Annotated in this window: 19 protein-coding genes; 11 read left to right on the top strand and 8 right to left on the bottom strand. The window is 60.8% G+C overall.

The genetic code is table 11. The features are described from left to right. Positions 1 to 2: 2 nt before the first annotated feature. The 3 genes from leuD to OQ273_RS15270 are packed head-to-tail and all read right to left on the bottom strand — an operon-like array spanning position 3 to position 2,820. Complete coding sequence (gene leuD, locus OQ273_RS15280; protein WP_267991358.1) at positions 3 to 614, bottom strand: 3-isopropylmalate dehydratase small subunit; 612 nt, start codon at positions 612 to 614, stop codon at positions 3 to 5. Continuing rightward, complete coding sequence (gene leuC / locus OQ273_RS15275) at positions 614 to 2,020, bottom strand: 3-isopropylmalate dehydratase large subunit (protein ID WP_267991357.1); 1,407 nt, start codon at positions 2,018 to 2,020, stop codon at positions 614 to 616. Before leuC ends, leuD begins: the two co-directional genes overlap by 1 nt. After that, positions 2,017 to 2,820, bottom strand: a complete 804-nt coding sequence (locus tag OQ273_RS15270; protein WP_267991356.1) for a GntR family transcriptional regulator — start codon at positions 2,818 to 2,820, stop codon at positions 2,017 to 2,019. Before OQ273_RS15270 ends, leuC begins: the two co-directional genes overlap by 4 nt. 147 nt (positions 2,821 to 2,967) lie before the next feature. Here OQ273_RS15270 and OQ273_RS15265 point away from each other — a divergent pair, with 147 nt between their 5' ends. The 7 genes from OQ273_RS15265 to OQ273_RS15235 all read left to right on the top strand — a co-directional run bounded on the left by OQ273_RS15265 (position 2,968) and on the right by OQ273_RS15235 (position 10,576). Then, entirely contained in the window at positions 2,968 to 3,534 is a 567-nt protein-coding gene (locus OQ273_RS15265) for a tautomerase family protein (RefSeq protein WP_267991355.1), read from the top strand. Then, on the top strand, positions 3,531 to 5,225 hold the full coding sequence (locus OQ273_RS15260; protein ID WP_267991354.1) for a hydantoinase B/oxoprolinase family protein: 1,695 nt from the start codon (positions 3,531 to 3,533) through the stop codon (positions 5,223 to 5,225). The genes OQ273_RS15265 and OQ273_RS15260 overlap by 4 nt, the downstream gene beginning before the upstream one ends. After that, positions 5,222 to 7,285 (top strand): hydantoinase/oxoprolinase family protein, encoded by a 2,064-nt coding sequence (locus OQ273_RS15255; protein WP_267991353.1) that lies wholly within the window; start codon positions 5,222 to 5,224, stop codon positions 7,283 to 7,285. Before OQ273_RS15260 ends, OQ273_RS15255 begins: the two co-directional genes overlap by 4 nt. Continuing rightward, positions 7,282 to 7,902, top strand: coding sequence for a cysteine hydrolase family protein (locus OQ273_RS15250; RefSeq protein ID WP_267991352.1), 621 nt, complete (start codon positions 7,282 to 7,284; stop codon positions 7,900 to 7,902). The genes OQ273_RS15255 and OQ273_RS15250 overlap by 4 nt, the downstream gene beginning before the upstream one ends. Next, positions 7,899 to 8,759 carry an isocitrate lyase/PEP mutase family protein gene (locus tag OQ273_RS15245; protein ID WP_267991351.1) on the top strand — a complete coding sequence of 287 codons (861 nt, stop codon included), beginning with the start codon at positions 7,899 to 7,901 and terminating at the stop codon, positions 8,757 to 8,759. The genes OQ273_RS15250 and OQ273_RS15245 overlap by 4 nt, the downstream gene beginning before the upstream one ends. Next, on the top strand, positions 8,749 to 10,116 hold the full coding sequence (locus tag OQ273_RS15240; protein WP_267991350.1) for an FAD-dependent oxidoreductase: 1,368 nt from the start codon (positions 8,749 to 8,751) through the stop codon (positions 10,114 to 10,116). Before OQ273_RS15245 ends, OQ273_RS15240 begins: the two co-directional genes overlap by 11 nt. Before the next feature lie 103 nt (positions 10,117 to 10,219). Then, on the top strand, positions 10,220 to 10,576 hold the full coding sequence (locus OQ273_RS15235) for a DUF1428 domain-containing protein (protein ID WP_267991349.1): 357 nt from the start codon (positions 10,220 to 10,222) through the stop codon (positions 10,574 to 10,576). A gap of 3 nt (positions 10,577 to 10,579) precedes the next feature. On the opposite strand, the gene OQ273_RS15230 is transcribed toward OQ273_RS15235, so the two are convergent. The 3 genes from OQ273_RS15230 to OQ273_RS15220 form a co-directional block, all read right to left on the bottom strand. Then, entirely contained in the window at positions 10,580 to 11,068 is a 489-nt protein-coding gene (locus OQ273_RS15230) for a GNAT family N-acetyltransferase (RefSeq protein ID WP_267991348.1), read from the bottom strand. A gap of 24 nt (positions 11,069 to 11,092) precedes the next feature. Continuing rightward, positions 11,093 to 11,794: an MOSC domain-containing protein gene (locus OQ273_RS15225; protein ID WP_267991347.1), complete on the bottom strand. Its 702-nt coding sequence runs from the start codon at positions 11,792 to 11,794 to the stop codon at positions 11,093 to 11,095. A gap of 102 nt (positions 11,795 to 11,896) precedes the next feature. Further along, a complete protein-coding gene (locus OQ273_RS15220; RefSeq protein WP_267991346.1) occupies positions 11,897 to 13,285 on the bottom strand; it encodes an aminotransferase-like domain-containing protein in 1,389 nt (462 codons plus the stop codon). A gap of 123 nt (positions 13,286 to 13,408) precedes the next feature. Here OQ273_RS15220 and OQ273_RS15215 point away from each other — a divergent pair, with 123 nt between their 5' ends. Further along, complete coding sequence (locus OQ273_RS15215) at positions 13,409 to 14,269, top strand: DMT family transporter (RefSeq protein WP_267991345.1); 861 nt, start codon at positions 13,409 to 13,411, stop codon at positions 14,267 to 14,269. Positions 14,270 to 14,282: 13 nt separating this feature from the next. Here OQ273_RS15215 and OQ273_RS15210 read toward each other — a convergent pair whose 3' ends face one another. Both OQ273_RS15210 and OQ273_RS15205 read right to left on the bottom strand, forming a co-directional pair. Continuing rightward, complete coding sequence (locus tag OQ273_RS15210; RefSeq protein ID WP_267991344.1) at positions 14,283 to 14,909, bottom strand: LysE family translocator; 627 nt, start codon at positions 14,907 to 14,909, stop codon at positions 14,283 to 14,285. Positions 14,910 to 15,000: 91 nt separating this feature from the next. Further along, positions 15,001 to 15,498 (bottom strand): GNAT family N-acetyltransferase, encoded by a 498-nt coding sequence (locus tag OQ273_RS15205; protein WP_267991343.1) that lies wholly within the window; start codon positions 15,496 to 15,498, stop codon positions 15,001 to 15,003. A gap of 123 nt (positions 15,499 to 15,621) precedes the next feature. Between OQ273_RS15205 and OQ273_RS15200 the strand changes: the two genes are divergently transcribed. From OQ273_RS15200 to OQ273_RS15190, 3 genes are all read left to right on the top strand, one after another. Continuing rightward, the gene (locus OQ273_RS15200) at positions 15,622 to 16,437 is read left to right on the top strand and encodes a creatininase family protein (protein ID WP_267991342.1); all 816 of its coding nucleotides are present in this window, start codon (positions 15,622 to 15,624) and stop codon (positions 16,435 to 16,437) included. 322 nt (positions 16,438 to 16,759) lie between these two features. Continuing rightward, positions 16,760 to 17,656: a LysR substrate-binding domain-containing protein gene (locus OQ273_RS15195; RefSeq protein ID WP_267991341.1), complete on the top strand. Its 897-nt coding sequence runs from the start codon at positions 16,760 to 16,762 to the stop codon at positions 17,654 to 17,656. A 97-nt stretch (positions 17,657 to 17,753) separates the two neighbouring features. Continuing rightward, entirely contained in the window at positions 17,754 to 18,149 is a 396-nt protein-coding gene (locus OQ273_RS15190) for a RidA family protein (protein ID WP_267991340.1), read from the top strand. Positions 18,150 to 18,236: the final 87 nt, after the last annotated feature.

Genomic DNA, 18,236 nt, shown 5'->3' with positions numbered 1-18,236 from the left:
TCTCAATCCGCTCCTGCGGGCTGCGCCCAGGGTGCGGATTGCATTCTTGATTTCCTGAATTCGCTTATGTTCGTTTCGTGTTGGCGTGTCAGGTCGATATCGTCCCAGCCATTGATCAGTTTTGTGCGCCAGCCATCGTCCAGAACGAAGGGCAGGTGGGTCCCGTTGACGCCGATCTGCAGTGCTTCGAGATCGATATGCGCAAGGCCCGAGTTGTCGGCAAGCAGCTCGGCGAGTAAGGCCGCATCCTCGGCCCGGATCCGTGCCGGCAGCAATCCGTTGTTGACGGCATTGCTGGCAAAAATGTCCCCGAAGCTCGGCGCGATCACGACCCGGATACCGGCGTCGACCAGAGCATAGACGGCTGCTTCGCGCGAGGAGCCGCTGCCGAAATGATGCCCGGATACCAGCACGCTCGCATCGCTGACGCGGTTAAGCGGAAAGTCCGGGTGCAGCTCGCCTTCATGGTCACGGCGAAGATCATGAAGCAGATAGTCGCCATAGCCTTCCCTGCGTGGAACCGACATGAAGCGCGCGGGAATGAGCTGATCGGTGTCGATATGGTCGATGGGCAATAGGACGGCTCGGCCTTGATGCGTGTTCCAGCCTGCCATTATGCGGCCCTCCCCATCAGAAGAGGGCGCACATCGGCGATGGCGCCGGTGACGGCTGCCGCGGCAACCATCGCCGGCGACATCAAATGGGTGCGCGCGCCGCGTCCCTGCCGGCCGCGAAAATTGCGGTTGGTTGAAGATGCGCAGCGTTTGCCGGGGGCGACATGATCGCCGTTCATGGCAACGCACATCGAGCAGCCTGCCGAAGCCCATTCAAGGCCGGCCTCGGAAAAGATCCGGTCGAGGCCTTCTTCTTCCGCCTGCGCCTTGATCATGGCCGAACCGGGCGAGACAAGTCCCGGCACCTTCGCCTTTCGGCCGGCTAGAACCGCGCCTGCCGCGCGAAGGTCCTCAATCCGCCCGTTCGTGCAGGACCCGATGAAAACCTCATCAATGGGCGTTCCGGCGATCGGCTGGCCAGCGGTCAACCCCATATAGTCAAGGGCGCCGCGCGCGGCATCGGCCTTTGTGTCCGCCAATTGCGACGGATCGGGGATTGCTGAATCGATCGGCACCGCCTGCTCGGGGCTGGTGCCCCAAGTAACCGTTGGTGCGATCTCATGGGCCTTGAAAAAAACCTCGCGGTCAAACGCGGCGTCATCGTCCGAGACAAGATGCTGCCAGACGTCCACGGCCTCTGTCCATGCGTCGTCCTTCGGTGTGAAGGGCCGGCCTTTAAGGTAGGTGATCGTCGTTTCGTCCGGTGCGACCATTCCGAAGCGTGCACCGCCCTCAATGGAAAGATTGCAGAGTGTCATGCGCCCTTCCATGCTCAGATCGGCAATCGTGCTGCCGGCATACTCCACCGCGTGGCCCTGTGCGCCGCCCGTGCCCAGCCGGGCAATCCAGTTGAGAGCGATATCCTTGGCCGTTACGCCGGGGCCAAGCGGGCCGTCGACTGTGATCCGCATGGCCGCCGGCTTCTTCTGCCAGATCGTCTGGGTCGAAAGCACATGAGCCACCTCTGTGGCGCCGATTCCGAAAGCGAGCGCCCCGAAAGCGCCGTGGGTCGAGGTGTGGCTGTCGCCGCAATTGATTAGAAGGCCGGGAAGCGTCAGACCCTGTTCAGGGCCGATGACATGGACAATGCCCTGGCGCGGATCATCGAGATCAAAGAGTGTCAGGCCGTGTGCGGCGGCATTCTCCCGAAGCGTCTCGATCATAGTGGCGATTTGCGGCGTCATAGGGCCGTTCCGCCCGCGTGTCGGTGCGTAGTGATCGACTACGCAGAACGTCAGGGAGGGTTCTGCGACCTTTTCTTCGCGTTCGGCAAGCTTGGCAAAGGCGTGATGAGACCCTTCATGCACCAGATGGCGATCGACCCAAAGCAATGATGTGCCGTCGGGCCGGCGCACGATCTCATGTGCGGACCAGATTTTGTCGAGAAGGGTCGCCGGCGCGTTCATGTGCCGCCGCCTTCATTTTGCCCGATAGCCGGTTCCCAATGACGGGCGCTGCCGCTGCCGACCCGCGTCAGTGGCATTTCCAGCCGGAACATATCCGGGCGGTAGAGCGCGGAGAGGTATTCCACACCATTGCCGTCCACGTCGCGCACCACGCGCTTCAGGGATAAAAGGGCCGAACCGACCGCGACACCAAGCGCCTCGGCAACATCCGGGCCTGCCAGCGTCGCCGATACCGACTGATGGGCCTCCTTGATCTGCACGCCGCTGCGTTCAAGCAACTTGAACAATGGCGTGGTCGCCAGATCGTCTTCGGAATAGTTTTGCGCAATCGATGCCGGAACATAGGTGGTCAGATGCGAGAACGGCACATCGTCGGCGATGCGTATGCGCGTTGCGATCTGCACCTTGTCGTGCTTGCCGATATCCATTGCCTTGGCAACGATTTCCGGTGCGGGGCCATAGGAGAATGACAGGAGCCGTGCGGTTGTGCTGTGGCCCATCTCGACGAGCTGCGGCATCAGCGTCGTGAAATCCATCGCCACCGGTTTGTCGTGCGTATCGGCCTTGCTGACGGTCGAGCCGCTGCCGGCGCGGCGGACGATCAGCCCGGAATCGGCCAGGACATCGAGCGCGCGGCGGATGGTGACGCGAGAGACGCCAAAACTTTCTGCAAGGCGTTGCTCGCCCGGCAGGCTTTCGCCGACGCCAAGCTGCCCGTCGGCAATCTGATCGCGTAGCGACAGGTAGACGCGGCGCGCTTTGGCGCCCTCAGGAAGCATGGTTGTTCCGCGTCTGTCCATGTGTTTGCATCCCTTACCGTCTTGATCTTATGGTAACCGGGCTTTTCAGAAAATCAAGCTAATGTATTTTCTTGCGCAAAAATTTGGTATTAACAAGCGTACATGAAATGTATTATCTATAATACAGGTTGGGTATGGGAGGATCGCTTGCCGATTGTCGAATTGCATGTTCTGGAAGGATACGGGCCGGATGAAAAACGCCGCCTGGGAGAAGCGCTGACCGATGCCGTACGCATGGTCGTGCCCGCAGCGCCGGAAGCGATCACTGTCATGATCCATGAGATGCAGGAGGACGACTACTATCGCGGTCGCAGCCGAAGAAAGCCGGCGCCCGCGCTGCCGGACCCGTGCGAACTTGTCCGCACCTATCTTGAGGCAATGGAGCGCCGCCAGATCGAAGCAGCGAAGGCGCTGTTGGGAGATGGTTTCACCATGTATTTTCCCGGAACGGGCGGAATGACGAAGCTGGAAGAGTTGCTGGAATGGGCAGCGCCCCGTTACCGTTTTGTCAAAAAGACCTATGAAGGTTTCGACGCCGCGCAGACCGAAGGCGATGCATCCGTCGTCTATTGCCGGGGAACGCTTTCGGGTGAATGGCCGGACGGAACGGCATTTTCCGGCATCCGGTTTGTGGACCGGTTCGAGATCACCGACGGCAGGATAGTCCGGCAGGACGTCTGGAACGACATTGCGGAAACAAAGGCGCAAGCATGACTGATATCGATCCTATCACCCTTTCGGTTCTTGCCGGGCGCATGGAGCAGATCGCCGATGAGATGGATGCGACCCTCTTTCGCGCCGCCTTCAACCCGATTATCGCCGAGGCTCATGACGCGAGCCACGGGCTCTATCACGCACAAAGCGGCGACACGCTTGTTCAGGGCAAGTCCGGGCTGCCGATTTTTGTCGGCGTGATGTCCTTTGCCGTCAAAGCGGTGATTGAGAAAGCGGCTGCTGACGGGGATCTTCAGGACGGCGACATCTACATCTTCAACGACGCACATATCGGCGGCACGCATCTCAGCGACATGCGGTTGGTGCGTCCCTATTTCCGCGACGGCAAGCTGTTCTGTTATCTCGCCTCCGTCGGTCATTGGCACGACGTCGGCGGCGCGGTGCCCGGCAATTACAATCCGGCCGCCACCGAAGTTTTCCAGGAAGCTTTTGTCCTGCCGCCGGTCAAGCTGGCCCGCGCCGGCGTGGTCAATCAGGACATTATCGACATTCTCCTGCGCAATACGCGCCTGCCGCAATCGGCGATGGGGGATCTGAACGGCCAGATGGGCGCGCTCGATCTTGGCATCAGGCGCATGGACGAATTGCTGGATGAATACGGGGCTGACACGGTGGACGCCGCCCTTGACGCGCTGGGCCACCGGGCCGAAGCGCTGATGCGCTCGGAACTTGAGGGATTGCCCGACGGCCGCTGGGAGGCCGAGGATTTTCTCGATAATGACGGCATCACCGATACGCCGCTGGCAATCCGCGTCGCGTTGGAAATCCGTGACGACCGGATGATCCTGGATTTTGAAGGTTCGGCTCCGCAATGTGCCGGTCCGGTCAATATTGCTCTGCCGACGACTGTCGCAACGGCCTATGTGGCAATCAAACACGTCTTTCCTGCGCTGCCCGCCAATGCCGGCGTGATGCGGCCAATTGAGGTCAAGGTGCCGGAAGGTTCGCTCCTTTCCGCCGAATTCCCGGCGCCGACCGGTGGGTACACCGAAACCATCCTGCGTATGATCGACGTGGTCTTTAGCGCCTTCGCAAAGGCTGCTCCGGAGCGGGTCGTCGCCAATGCCTATGGCACCATCAATGCGCTGTCGATTGCCGGCAAGCGCAGCAACGGCCAGCCCTGGGTCATGTTCAGTTTCTATGGCGGCGGGCATGGCGGCTCGCCCGAGACGGATGGCCTTAATCATGGCAACGCACCGATCTCGACGGCAACGATCCCGCCGATGGAGATTCTCGAAGCAGCCTATCCTGTGATGTTCCGCCAATGGGCGTTGCGCTCAGATAGCGCGGGGGCGGGTGCCCATCGCGGCGGCATGGGCGCTGTCTACGAAATCGAGGTGCTGGAGGAAAACGGCGCGGAGGCGTTTTTGTTCGGTGAACGCGGGCGTTTTGCGCCCAAGGGCATCGCCGAAGGCCAGGATGCGGCATTGAATATATTTTCCTACGAGCAGGACGATGGATGGCGGCAACCGCGACTTGCCTCCAAGATACGCGGCATTCGCCTGAGACAGGGACAGGCCGTGCGGCTCGAGACACCCGGCGGTGGCGGTTATGGCAAAGCCGAGGATCGGCAGGCTGCCGATATCGCCCTTGATGTCGCCCGCGGCCTTGTCAGTCCGGACCGGGCAGACAGGCTTTACGGCCCCGCATGGCGGGAGGTCCGGGTATGAGCGGACGCATGATCGGCGTCGATGTCGGCGGCACATTCACCGATGTCTTTATACTCAACGAAGAAGAGGGCACCGCCGCAGTTGCCAAGGTTCCGACGACGCGGCCCGACCAGTCGGGCGGGTTCCTTGACGGGATCGGGCAGGAGGTGACCGATCTTTCCGGGATTTCCGTTGTCGTTCACGGCACAACGGCCGGCACCAATGCCCTGTTGGAACGCAAGGGTGCGAAAATCGGAGTGATTTGCACTGAAGGCCTGCGCGATGTCCTCGAAATGCGCCGCCGCGACCGGCCGCGCACCTGGGGCCTGCGTGGCGATTTTGAACCGGTCGTCGACCGGCGCGACCGGCTGGAGGTTCCCGAACGCACGCTTGCAGATGGAACGATCCGTACGCCTGTGGACCTTGGCGCGGTGCGCAAAGCCGCTGGCACCTTGCTGGAACAGGGATGCGCTGCCGTCTCCATCCTCTTTGCCAATGCCTATGCCAATCCGCAAAACGAAGCTGAGGCCGTTGCGGCAGTGCGCGACATCTGGCCCAATCCGCATGTCTCCGCATCTTCTGAGATACTGCCTGAAATCCGCGAGTTCGAGCGCTTCTCGACAACGGCGCTCAACGCTTACCTCCAGCCTGAAGTCTCCGGCTATCTCGGGCGTCTCGAGGCGGCATTGAAATCCGGCGGTTTTGACGGCGAGTTCATGATCGTGCAGTCCAATGGCGGCGTCATGGCCGTGGATACGGCCTGCCGGCTTCCGGTCCGCACCGCGCTTTCGGGGCCTGCGGCAGGCGTGATCGCCGCCGGCTATATCGCTTCATCGGCGGGTTTCGACAATGTCATCACCGGCGATATGGGCGGCACCAGTTTCGATGTTTCGCTGATTGCCGAGGGTCAGTCCATGCTCTCGCCGCAGACCTCGATCGATTTCGGCATGGTGGTGCGCGCACCGATGATCGAGATCACGACTATCGGCGCCGGCGGCGGCTCCATTGCCTGGGTCGACAAGGGCGGTCTCTTGAATATCGGGCCGGAAAGCGCCGGCTCCGATCCCGGGCCTGTCGCCTACGGGCTGGGCAATGACCGCCCGACGGTCACCGATGCGAATGTCGTCCTCGGCCGTATCGATCCGGACAACCCGATCGGCGGCAAGCTGGAGCGGCTGGATGTCGAGGCGGCAGCGCGCGCCATCGACACGCATGTTGGAAAACCGCTCAATCTCGATACGCTTCAATCTGCCGAGGCAATCCTGCGCGTTGCCAATTCGCGTATGGCCGGCGCGATTCGTCTCGTCAGCATCGAGCGGGGATTTGATCCGAAACGCTTTGCCTTCATGCCCTTTGGCGGCGGCGGGGCGCTTCATGCCGGCGCCATGCTCGCTGAAGTCGGCATCGCGCGCGCCATCGTACCGCGCTATCCTGGCGTGACCTCGGCCATGGGCTGCGTCATTGCCGATATGCGCCAGGATTTTGTTCAGACGATCAACACGCTTGTCGGAAATCTCGACGAGGCGGCGCTCGGTGCTTTCATGCAATCCCATACCGATCAGGGCATGGCGTCTCTGGATGCGGCGCGGACGAATTTCGAAGCCCGCAAGGTCAGCTTCGAACTCGATATGGCCTATATCGGTCAGACCCATACTGTTTCCGTGCCCATCGACGTGAAGACCGACGACAATGTGGTGACCGCGCCCACCAAGGAAGAGATTGAGAACGCGTTCGACCGGGCCTATGAGGCGACCTTCGGACGGCTCTTGAAAAACGGCGTCCGCCGAATTCTCAACCTGCGCAGCGCCGTCACAGGGATCCGGCCGAAATTCGATCTCGAAACCCTTGCTCCAGATACAAGCGGCTCGGTTGAGGCTAAAACGACGCGCCGCGTTCACTTTGGCGACAGCTGGCATGAGACGGCGATTTACGACCGGCTCGCCTTGCCGGTTGGCACCGTGGTGGACGGGCCGGCCATTCTGGAACAGCCGGATACGACCGTCCTGATCGAACCGGGACTTCGTGGCCGTGTCGATCGTTTCGGTAACACGATAATCGAGACCTTGGAGGACTCCGCATGAGTGACCTGAACAGCTGGAGTCCGCAGAGCACCGCTCTTCTGACGATTGATCTGCAAAACGACTTCCTCCATCCGAAAGGCGCCTATGGTCGCGCAAACCAGACGGCCGACAGCATCCTGGCGCTGCCTGAGCGCATCGCACCGCTCGCCAAGGCGCTTCGTGCCAGGGGTGGAACCTATATCTCCGCGCAGTTTACGCTGGTTCCGGATGCCAGTGGGGAGCCGCTGATTGCGCCGCACCTGAAAGAGCTGCGACCGTTCCTCGGCAAGGGCGATTTTGCGCCGGGCGGTTTTGGCCACACGCTGGTCGACGCGCTCCAACCGGCTGATTTTGTCATCGAGAAGATTGCCTATTCCGCCTTCTACCAGACGCGGCTGGAATACGTCATGCGGGCGAAGGGCATCAAAACCCTGATCGTTGGCGGCATTGTCACCAATGGCGGTGTCGCCTCGACCCTGAGGGATGCCCATCTGCGCAACATCGAAACCGTGATGCTGACGGATGGGTGTGCGGCCTTTTCAGACGAAGTTCATGGCGCAACCGTCACGTCGCTCGCAACGGTCACCGGGCAGATGACCTGCGCCGAGGTGCTTGAGTGGCTGGAGGGCGGCAAATGAGCATCAAGGCCCGCATTGCGGCGAAGGAAATTCTTGTGGCGCCCGGCGTCTATGACGGCTTGACCGCCTCGCTCGCCGAAGCTGCGGGCTTTGAGGCGCTTTATCTCAGCGGCGCGGCGGTTGCCTATACGCGGCTTGGGCGACCGGATATCGGCCTCACCTCGGTCACAGAGATGGCCGAGACAATGACGCTGATCTCGGACCGCAGCGATCTGCCGGTCATCATCGATGCCGATACGGGCTTCGGCAATGCACTCAATGCGCAGCGCACCATGCGCCTCTACGAGCGGGCGGGGGCCTCCGCCTTGCAGATTGAAGACCAGACCTATCCGAAACGTTGCGGACATCTGGCGGACAAGTCTCTCATTTCCGCGGCCGAGATGGCCGGCAAGGTCCGGGCAATGGCAGATGCTCGGCACTCGGAGGAGACGCTGATTATTGCCCGCACCGACGCGGTGGCCGTCGAGGGCCTTAACGCGGCGATCGAGCGCGCCGAAACCTATCTTGAGGCCGGTGCCGACGTGCTCTTTATTGAGGCGCCGCAATCGCGCGATCAGATGAACGACATTACGACCCACTTCGTCGGGCGCGTGCCGCTTCTGGCCAATATGGTCGAAGGCGGGGCAACGCCGATCAGCAGCGCCAGGGACCTGCAGGATCAGGGTTTTTCCATCGTGATTTTCCCGGGCGGTATCGTGAGGGCGGTGGCCCACACCGCACAGGCTTACTACCGCAGCCTGCGCGAAAACGGCAGCAATCGGCCCTTTGCCGATCGCATGTTCGATTTCCCGGGCTTGAATGACGTCATCGGAACCGAGGACATGCTTGCCAGGGGCAAAGCCTACGATGCCGAATAGCCGCACAGCGCCCGCTCCGGAAAATTTCGACCTCGAATGCGGAACACTGATTGTGGGCGCAGGCGCTTGTGGGCTTGTTGCAGCACTGTCCGCAAAGGAAGCCGGACGCGAAGTGCTGGTTGTCGAAGCCGATGCGGTGCCGAGCGGCTCGACCGCGCTCTCCGCCGGTCTCATCCCGGCCGCAGGCACGAGAGCGCAGGCCGAAGCCGGTATTGAAGACAGCGCTGATCTCTTCGCAAAGGACATTCAGGCCAAGGCCCATGGCGAGAATGAAGACGCGCTGGTCACCTCGCTGACGCAAAATGCCCCGAAGGTCATAGACTGGCTGACCGAGGTCCACGGCCTGCCGTTTTCCGTGGTCGCCAACTTCGATTATCCCGGTCATAGCCGCAGGCGCATGCACGGATTGCCCACACGGTCCGGGGCCGAACTCATCGATGCGCTGAGGACCGCCTGCGAGATCGCCGGCATCGACATTGTCTGCGAACGGCGCGCCGAACGGCTCTGTGTCGACGGGAGAACTGTCCGCGGTGTCGCGGTTGTCAGGCCGGATGGCGTGCGCGAAACCATCGGCTGCAGCCGGCTCATCCTTGCCTGCAACGGCTTTGGCGGCAATCGCGAACTGGTCGCCGAGCATATGCCGGATATCCGAGACGGGCTTTGGTTCGGCCACGACGGCAATCGCGGCGAGGCCCTATTGTGGGGCCGCGAGCTGGGTGCTGAATTACGCTATCTCGGCGCCTATCAGGGTCATGGCAATGTCGCGCATCCGCATGGCATCCTGATCACCTGGGCGGTGATCACCGAGGGCGGCGTGCAGGTCAATAAAAACGGTCGCCGATTCTGGAACGAGGCGCAGGGCTATTCCGAGGCGGCAAGGGCTGTTCTCGCCCAACCGGGTGGCGAAGCCTTTGCGATTTTCGATGCCAGGATTGCCGACATCGCCCGCCAGTTTGAGGATTTCAAACGGGCAGAGGCGTCCGGTGCCGTAAAAACCGACAATACTGTGGAAGGCCTGGCGGCTGGCCTTGGGTTGCCGGCGGAAGAACTGACCCGCACGATTGCCGATATTCCTGTGCAAGGGACCGACGGGTTCGGGCGCAGTTTTTCCGGTCCGCCGCTTCAGGCGCCGTTTTGCGGCGTTCGCGTGACCGGCGCGCTGTTCCATACACAAGGCGGCCTCAGAACCGACGGCGATGGCCGGGTTCTGGACGGTGACGGCGCCGCCTTTCCCAATCTCTTTGCCGCCGGCGGTGCGGCCTGCGGCGTTTCCGGCAAGGGCGACAGCGGATATCTTTCCGGCAACGGGCTGCTCAGCGCCGTTGTCCTTGGCTGGCTGACCGGCAGGGCCCGATAGCCGCTGCGCTCCGATACATGACAGTTCGGGTTCTGTCATTCCATGTCATAATTGCCGGATGAAGCGCACCGTTTCGGATGCGCTGTTGGAAGGAGGCTGAGCCATGTATATCGCGGGATTTGTGATTCCGGTGCCGGGTGACAAGTTGGAAGCTTACCGGACATGGGCGCAAAACAGCGCCGGGATCTTCAAGGACTATGGATGTATCGAGATTGTCGAGGGCTGGGAAGATCATGTCCCTGATGGCACGCAGACCGACTTTCGCCGCGCGGTCAATGCAAAGCCGGGTGAAAAGATTGTGTTCTCCTGGCAGGTATGGCCGGACAAAGAGAGTGTCGACAGGGCAGAGGAAAAAATGCGCGACGATCCACGTATGGTTCCGCAAGGAGAAATCCCCTTTGACCCGAAGCGCATAATTTACGGGTGCTTCAAGCCGATCAGCACTATGGGGCGCAATTAGGTTCTACCGCAGATGCCGGATAAAGACATGGCACGGCCCGTAGGTCGGGTCGTCATAATCGGCAAAGACTTTGCAGCCCGCCTTGCGGAATGCTGCATGGGCTCGTTTGTTCTCGACCGAGGAACTGAGGCATACCAACGGTGCGTCGGTCTCGTCTTGCAGTCTGGAAAAAACAGCGTCGAGCGCGGCAGAGCCCGCGCCACGGCTCGTTTCGTCCGCTGTGCCGATAAAGATATCCACGTCAATTGTATCGGCGGGAATGCCCTTTAGGCCGACGGATGCAACCGCCTCGGCATCGATGGTCCCCCAGCGGACATAACCGATCGGCGTATCGTCACGGGCGATCATCGCATGATTGCCTGGCCCTGCGGCGTCGAAATGCTCGAGGCCTCTGGCCGGATCGCCCCACCATTTCGAGACATGATCGCTCTCCATCCATGCAGCAATCATGTTGCGGTGGATGGCAGGATTGACGGTCAAGAGCGTAATCATCGTGCTTTCCTGGTTGCAGACAACCTAGGTGCCGCTCAGTCGGGCCTCGGTGTTTTCCGTAAATCCTTTCGCACTTTTCTTCTCGAACGCTTCCCGCCAGCTCGAGGAGAGAGCGGGTAGGGCGGCCAGTTCGTTTGCCTCTTCCACCGCAAGCTTCGGATCGAACCGGGCTGTAATGAGTCGGTTCAAGGTCCATTCCGGGTGCTTGCGCTCAATCAGCGCCATTTCGTCCCCCGCCTCGACCATCCCGGTCTCGATGATGCGATAATACCAGCCGGTGCGTGCGGATTTTTGGAAACGTGCCGCCATCGATGCGATGCCGGTATGCTCATTGAGTTTCCAGCAGGGTTGCCGGCCCTGACAGACCTGGACCTTCGCGGTGCCCATCGTCAGCACATCGCCGAGGCACAGATTCTCCTCATGCACACCCGAGGTCGAGATGTTTTCTCCGAAACAGCCGGGCACGAATTGAAAATCCGTATCCGCGTAGGTCTCGCACCAGAAGGCCATATGTTCCGAGGCATAATGATGAACCGCCCTTTCAGGCCCGCCATGAACGCTGAGATCGGCCTGCTGGTCGCCCTCTAATCCTGTCTTGCCCAGCGAAAGCGGCCCTTCCGCCGAATGTTTTAGAATCGCCGAGGGTGGCCTGCCGGGCCAGCGGTCCTTCGGCTTGCCTGTAAAAAGGGACAGGATCTTTCCGGCGGGTTCTTCAGGACTGGACACTTTGTGCGGCCTCTCTGTGTTGATGATAAAGCTGTATACGGTCAAACGAAGCAATGTGAACCGCAGGCGTAGGGAAAACTGTGTTCTTTTGGAACAGCCGGCCTATGCGCATGCCAAAAATGCACGCGCGATAATGTCAAAAACGCGCGGCTCTCCCATCTGGCTGACATTGAAACGCATAAAGGCTCCGTTGGACTGGGAGGGGCTGAAGACGTTGCCGGGGGCCAGCACCAGTTTCTCTTCCAAAGCCGCCCGGGCGACGCAGGCGGAATCGAGACCGCTTGGAAGCCTGCACCAAAGATAAAAACCGCCGCGCGGAACGAACCATGGCGCGATGCCGAACCGTTTGAGGTTCATCGACACTTCGCTGCGCGCGCCGGCGAGACGCCGGTGCAAGGCTTCCATATGTTTGCGGTAACCGCTGCTGCTTAGTGCCGAGTAGACGAGTTCGGCGGCAAACGGGCTCGGGCCGCCGAAGTTGGTCGCGACCTGAAGATCGATCAGCGCCTCGATCCAGTCCTGCCGCGCAGCGATGTAGCCGCACCGGATCGAGGCCGACAGCGTCTTGGAAAAACTGCCGATGCGAATGACCCGGTCGAGGCCTTCCAGTGATGCGAGCCGCGGTGAGGGCTCCGGCTCGAAGGCGGCGAAGATATCGTCCTCGACGATTGTGACGTTGTGTTCCGCTGCAGCGGTCAGCACCTGATAGGCCGTTTGCGGCGAGATCGTCGCCCCGGTCGGATTATGCAAAGCGCAGTTGGTGATGTAGAGGCGCGGACGGTGTTCATTGAGGGCTTTGGCGAACCCGTCCGCATCGGGACCCTGCGGGGTATAGGGAACGCCGATGATCTCGACCTGATGCGCTTTGAGGAGCGCCTGGAAGTTGAAGTAGCAGGGATCGTCGACAACGACACGGTCGCCCGGCCTCAGCAAAAACCGGCATATCAGGTCGATTGCCTGTGTGCCCGATCCGGTCAGCAGGATCTGGTCGGGACCGGCCCTCAGACCTTCATCAGCGAACTGCCTTGAAAGAAATCGCCTCAGGTTCAAAGCGCCGCGCGTCCCGCCATAGTCGGAAAGGACCGCGTCGTCTGCCCGCGCCAGCCCGCGCAACGCCTTTCGGATGACCGTGTTTGGCATCCAGTCTGCCGGAAGCCACCCGCAGCCCGGCTTAGGCATTTGCGTGTCGGCATCAAGGCTCTGTCGCGAGACCCAGAACGGGTCGATGGCCCGGTCCAGTTCCGGCTCGAGGTCGCTGATGGTGAAGGGTGCTGCCGGCCCGCACACAAAGAACCCGGAGCCCGGACGCGAGCGGATCACGCCTTCCGCAGCCAGCCGGTCATAGGCTTCAACAACGGTTGCGGGCGAAACCTTCATGGTTTGAGCAAATCGCCGGATTGATGGCAGCCTGTCCCCGGGCTGCAGCGAACGGCCGGCTATTCTGCCGCGTATCGCCTCTGTCACCTTTTCGGTCCGGGTCTGCCTTTCCAAGGAGCCGCCCTCCAAATTGTACTGAAATTCGTAGCAATACAGTTCGGTTAAATTGTACTGGTTCGTAGCTGTTTGCGCCAGTCCTGTTCCGCTATGCGTCGACAGGGGCGAAAGGAGCAGGCGATGCAGTCAACAATGGCGGGATGGGGCAGTGGCTTGCTCGGCGTTCTGATTTTCAGCGGCTCGCTGCCGGCCACGCGGGTCGCGGTCGGAAGCTTCAGCCCGCTCTTCCTGACATCCGCGCGCGCGACGATCGCGGCCATGATTGGCATTGTCCTTTTGTGGGTCTTGCGGCAGGCACGTCCCGCACCTGGCGATATGGGATCGCTCGCCATCGTCGCGCTGGGCGTCGTCGTCGGGTTTCCGTTGTTTACCGCGCTGGCGCTTCAACACATCACTGCGGCGCATTCCATTGTCTTCATCGGGCTTCTGCCGTTGGCGACGGCCCTGTTCGGCGTGCTGCGGGGCGGCGAGCGGCCACGTCCGGCATTCTGGCTTTTTTCCTGTCTGGGCAGTTGCCTCGTGGTCGCCTATGCCCTTTCACGCAGTGACGGGGCTTCGCTGACCGGAGATCTTTTGATGGTTGCAGCCATTATCGTCTGTGGTCTGGGATATGCCGAAGGCGCAACCTTGTCTCGTCGCCTTGGCGGCTGGCAGGTGATCTGCTGGTCCCTGATCCTGTCCCTGCCCGTAATGGGCGCGTTGACACTGTGGACATGGCCTTCCGTCTGGTCCGGCATCGGCCTGCCGGCCTGGATCGGATTCGCCTATGTCTCGGTCTTCAGCATGCTCGTCGGCTTCGTCTTCTGGTATCGCGGGTTGGCGATCGGCGGTATTGCGGGCGTCGGTCAGCTGCAACTGCTGCAGCCCTTCTTCGGGCTTGCACTGGCTGGGCTTCTTCTGGGCGAACCGGTTGCCTGGTCGATGATTGTGGTGACGGTTCTGGTTGTCTGCTGCGTGGCCGGGGCAAAGCGCTTTGCCTGATAGCTGAGGAGATTTACGGCCGGCTGCTCACGGCGAGCAGCGAGCCGAACCCGACAAAGGCCCCGCCGGTGATACGGCGCAACCATCGCGCACGGCGCGGCGAGGTCAGGAAACTGCGAAGCCAGCCACCGCCAAAGGCGATGACCACATGATTGAGCTCGCAAAGAACACCGTAGGTAACGGTCAGAATGACAACTTGCTGTGTGGCCGGTTGGCTGGCGTCGAGAAACGGGGGGAACAGCGCGGCGATCGCAACCACCGCCTTCGGATTGGTCAGCGAAATGGCCAGCGCCTGCGTCGTCAGGCGGCCCATGGGCGGGGGTCCCGCATGACGGCCTGCATCGACAAGGAATGCGGACCGGTCACGCCATATCTTGATGCCGAGCCAGATGAGATAGATCGCGCCGACAACCTTCAAAATCACAAAAGCCGTTCCCGATGCGCGCATGACCGCTCCAAGCCCCAGGCCGACGGCAAGGCCCAGTACCGCAATTCCCGCGGCGTTCACCAGACCGATCATTATGGTCGTTCTGACACCGTAGCGGAGCGAGTTTGTCAGCGCGAAGAGGACCCCGGGCCCGGGGCTGACAACCGGTGCGATGCTCACCACCAGAAACAAAAGCCACGTCTCGAATGTCATGCTCGGTCCTCACGCAAACGCCGCCATTGAGATCACGTCAGCGCTCCGCATTCAAGCAAAACCTGTCCGACTTTAAAACAGGCTGCCCGTCTCAGGGTTTCGGGTGCCTGAACACGAGGTCGTCCTCATGGGGCCGCGGCGCATCATCGTCCAGAATCGCGCCAAGCCGTTCCGCTAGCCTGATCGAGCGGGTATTGTCGCTGTCGATATAGCTGACCAGTGTTTCAAAGCCTTGAATCTTGAAGGCCCAGTCTCTTAGGGTCTTCGCCGCTTCAAACGCATAGCCTTTTCCCTCGGCCTGCGGATAGACGAGCCAGCCCAGTTCGCGCTCGGGAAAGAGCGGGCCATGATTGATGCCGACCTGACCGACACACGCGCCGCTCTTGCGGTCTTCCATCATCAAGGCGCCGTGATCCATAAGTGCCCACTGAGCGACATCCTGGCAGAACATGCCCCAGGCGGCAGCGGTTGAAAACGGGCCGCCCATGTGAACGGCCCGTTCGGACTGCATCAGCTCGGAATAGTCCGGCCAGTCATGCATCGCGGGTGCGCGCAACAACAGACGTTCGCTATTAAGGGTCGGTATCATTTTGGTTCTTCCTTCCGGGCCCGTGGGTCGTCCCTCTTTTACGCCCGGCGCCATCGTAGTTCTACGAGAAAGACAGCCCCGTCAGCCTTTGTTAGTCTTATCAAAAGTCTGGAGGTATCGAACATGGCTGAAGTGGAATGGGCGCGTTTGAAGGCGCATGAACTGCGTGAACTGGCGACACAGGATTCGGTCGTGATCCTGCCGGTCGCCTCGATCGAACAGCACGGTCCGCAATTGCCGGTCATGACCGATACACGCATCGGCCACGAAGTCGCGGTTCGCGCTGCCCGCAGGGCCTACGAAAAACGTCCGACACTGGTCACGCCCGTGGTCTGGCATGGCCTTTCGGAACATCACATGCCGTTTGGGGGGACGCTGATCCTGAGCCACGAGACCTTTCGCCTTGTGCTGCGCGATCTGGTGACATCCCTGAGCCGGCACGGCTTCAGGGATATCCTCATTTCCAATTCCCATGGCGGCAACATCATGGCCATGCAGCAATTCTGCGACGAATATGCGCCGCAGCTCGACGTTACTCTTGTCGCAACCACTTATGCCTATGAGGCTGCCGCGGCGATCGATGAGCTGCTGGAGGACCAGGACAGCCTGCAACATGCCTGCGAGGGAGAAACCTCTGCAATGATGGCGCTGGAACCCGATCTCGTCGACACCGCGCATCTTTCCGAAATCGGCACGATGGCTGATCTGAAATTCCTCTCAGCCGGGCGGCATTCCTATCGCTGGCGGCCATTTGTGCACCAGACCGGCGATGGTGTTGCCGGCAAGCCGGCCAGCGCAAGCGCCGCCAAGGGCGAGGCCATATTGGAGGTCTCTGCCGATGCCCTTGCGGCGATGATTGTCGATCCGGCGACCTGGGCGCCGCCGGGCGACAGGCGCGGTGAGGGGACGGCAGGCATCCCTTTTCGTGATCGCCGGTAAATCTCCGCTATAGTGGTTGCGGGTAGTAGCGGTTAGGCGGCTTTTGGTCCCGGCTTCTGACATCAAGAAGACCTATGTCACGGCGTGTGTGATTGGACAGGTGGCGTCGGTCCAGCCGTGTGATCAGCCCGTGTTCCGATCTGTATCTCTTCGAGCCACGCACATCTGTCAGGCGGCGAAAAAACAGAGATTTTAAAGACTCGAAAGCCATGCTTGGTCCTCCGCATCTGTTTGCATTGCAATCCGATTGGAGTAAAACTATGAGCCGAGCCGACGATGTTCCAATCAAAGATGAACACTTAGATATAAGGTCATTTAATTGATGTCGCGCCCATCGCTTCCACCGCTTGCGGCCGTTCGTGTCTTCGACGCGGCAGCGCGGCATCGCAATTTCACTGCGGCCGCCTCGGAGCTTGGCATGACGCAGGCGGCGGTGAGTTACCAGATCAGAATCCTGGAAGAGCGGGTCGGCGGGCCGCTTTTTGTCCGCCGTCCGCGCGGTGTGGAACTCTCGGACACGGGAAGGCAGTTCGCAAAACACGTTTCCGATGCGATGGACATTCTCGGCGATGCCTTTGCGGAAGCCCGCGGTCAAACCGAGGAAAGGCTCTCCATCAGCGTCATACCTACCTTCGCGACGAATTTCCTGGCGCAGCGGCTCAGCGCATTCCACCTCGAAAATCCGTCCATCTCTGTCCGCATCGAGGTCAACGAGGCGTTGACCGATTTTGACGCGGGCGAGTTCGACGTCGGCATTCGTGGCGGCATGGGGAAATGGCCGGGCCTTGCAAGTCATAAACTTATGCAGGCTGATTTCACGCCGATGCTCAGCCCGAAGCTGGCTGACACGATTGGCGGCCTGCGCGAGCCTGCTGACATTCTGAAGCTGCCGGTCATTGCCTGTGACGATCCCTGGTGGCACACCTGGTTCGAGGCGGCCGGACTGACCGATGTTGATTTGTCGATGCAAACCGGTCTGTATCTCGGAACCCAGATCCTTGAAGCCAATGCGGCGATTGCCGGGCAGGGCGTCGGCCTGCTTACTCCGGCGTTTCACCGCGATGCACTTGAGCTGGGCCTGCTCATTCAACCCTTCGATCTGACCTGCAGCGATGGCAGCGGCTTCTGGCTCGTTTGTCCGCAAAGCCGGCGTAACACCCGAAAAATCACCGTGTTCCGGCAATGGCTGGACAAGGCTTTGACCGGCTTCGGACATTGAGCTGAAAAACCCGCTTATGGCGATGGCAGTTTTTTAATTGGTCTGCCCGGACTGTCCTGCGCTTAGCTTCAGCCTCTCAAGGATGGAGCGCATTACCATGAAAAGATACGGACCGAAGACAGTGAGGCAGGTTCCGCCGGAGTTTCAGAATATCTATGCCCATGGGGTCGGGATATCGAGCCCGCAGCAGTTGCTGTTTCTCTCCGGCCAGATCGGTATCGCGCCCGACGGTACAACACCGTCGTCTTTCGAAGATCAATGCCGCCAGGCCATGGACAATGTTGAAGCGCTGCTGGAAGACGCGGACATGACCCTGGCTCACATTTTGCGCGTGACATACTATCTGACCGATGCGAAAGATCTGCCGGCACTGACACAAATCCGGCGGGAGCGCTGGCGTGCCGAACAAGCGCCGGCAGTGACCACACTTGTCGTTGCCGCCCTTGCCAATCCCGACCTTCGTGTTGAAATCGAGGTGACGGCGGCAATCTAGCAGTCGTTCGCGCCGCGCGCCTGTTATCCCCTCAACATGGTATGGCCCCGTCGCTGACGCATGTGTTCCAATGGTCAGCGGGTATTC

The sequence above is a fragment of the Hoeflea prorocentri genome (genome assembly GCF_027944115.1).
Taxonomy (GTDB): Bacteria; Pseudomonadota; Alphaproteobacteria; order Rhizobiales; family Rhizobiaceae; genus Hoeflea_A; species Hoeflea_A prorocentri.
This window is presented reverse-complemented; position numbering and strand designations above follow the sequence as displayed.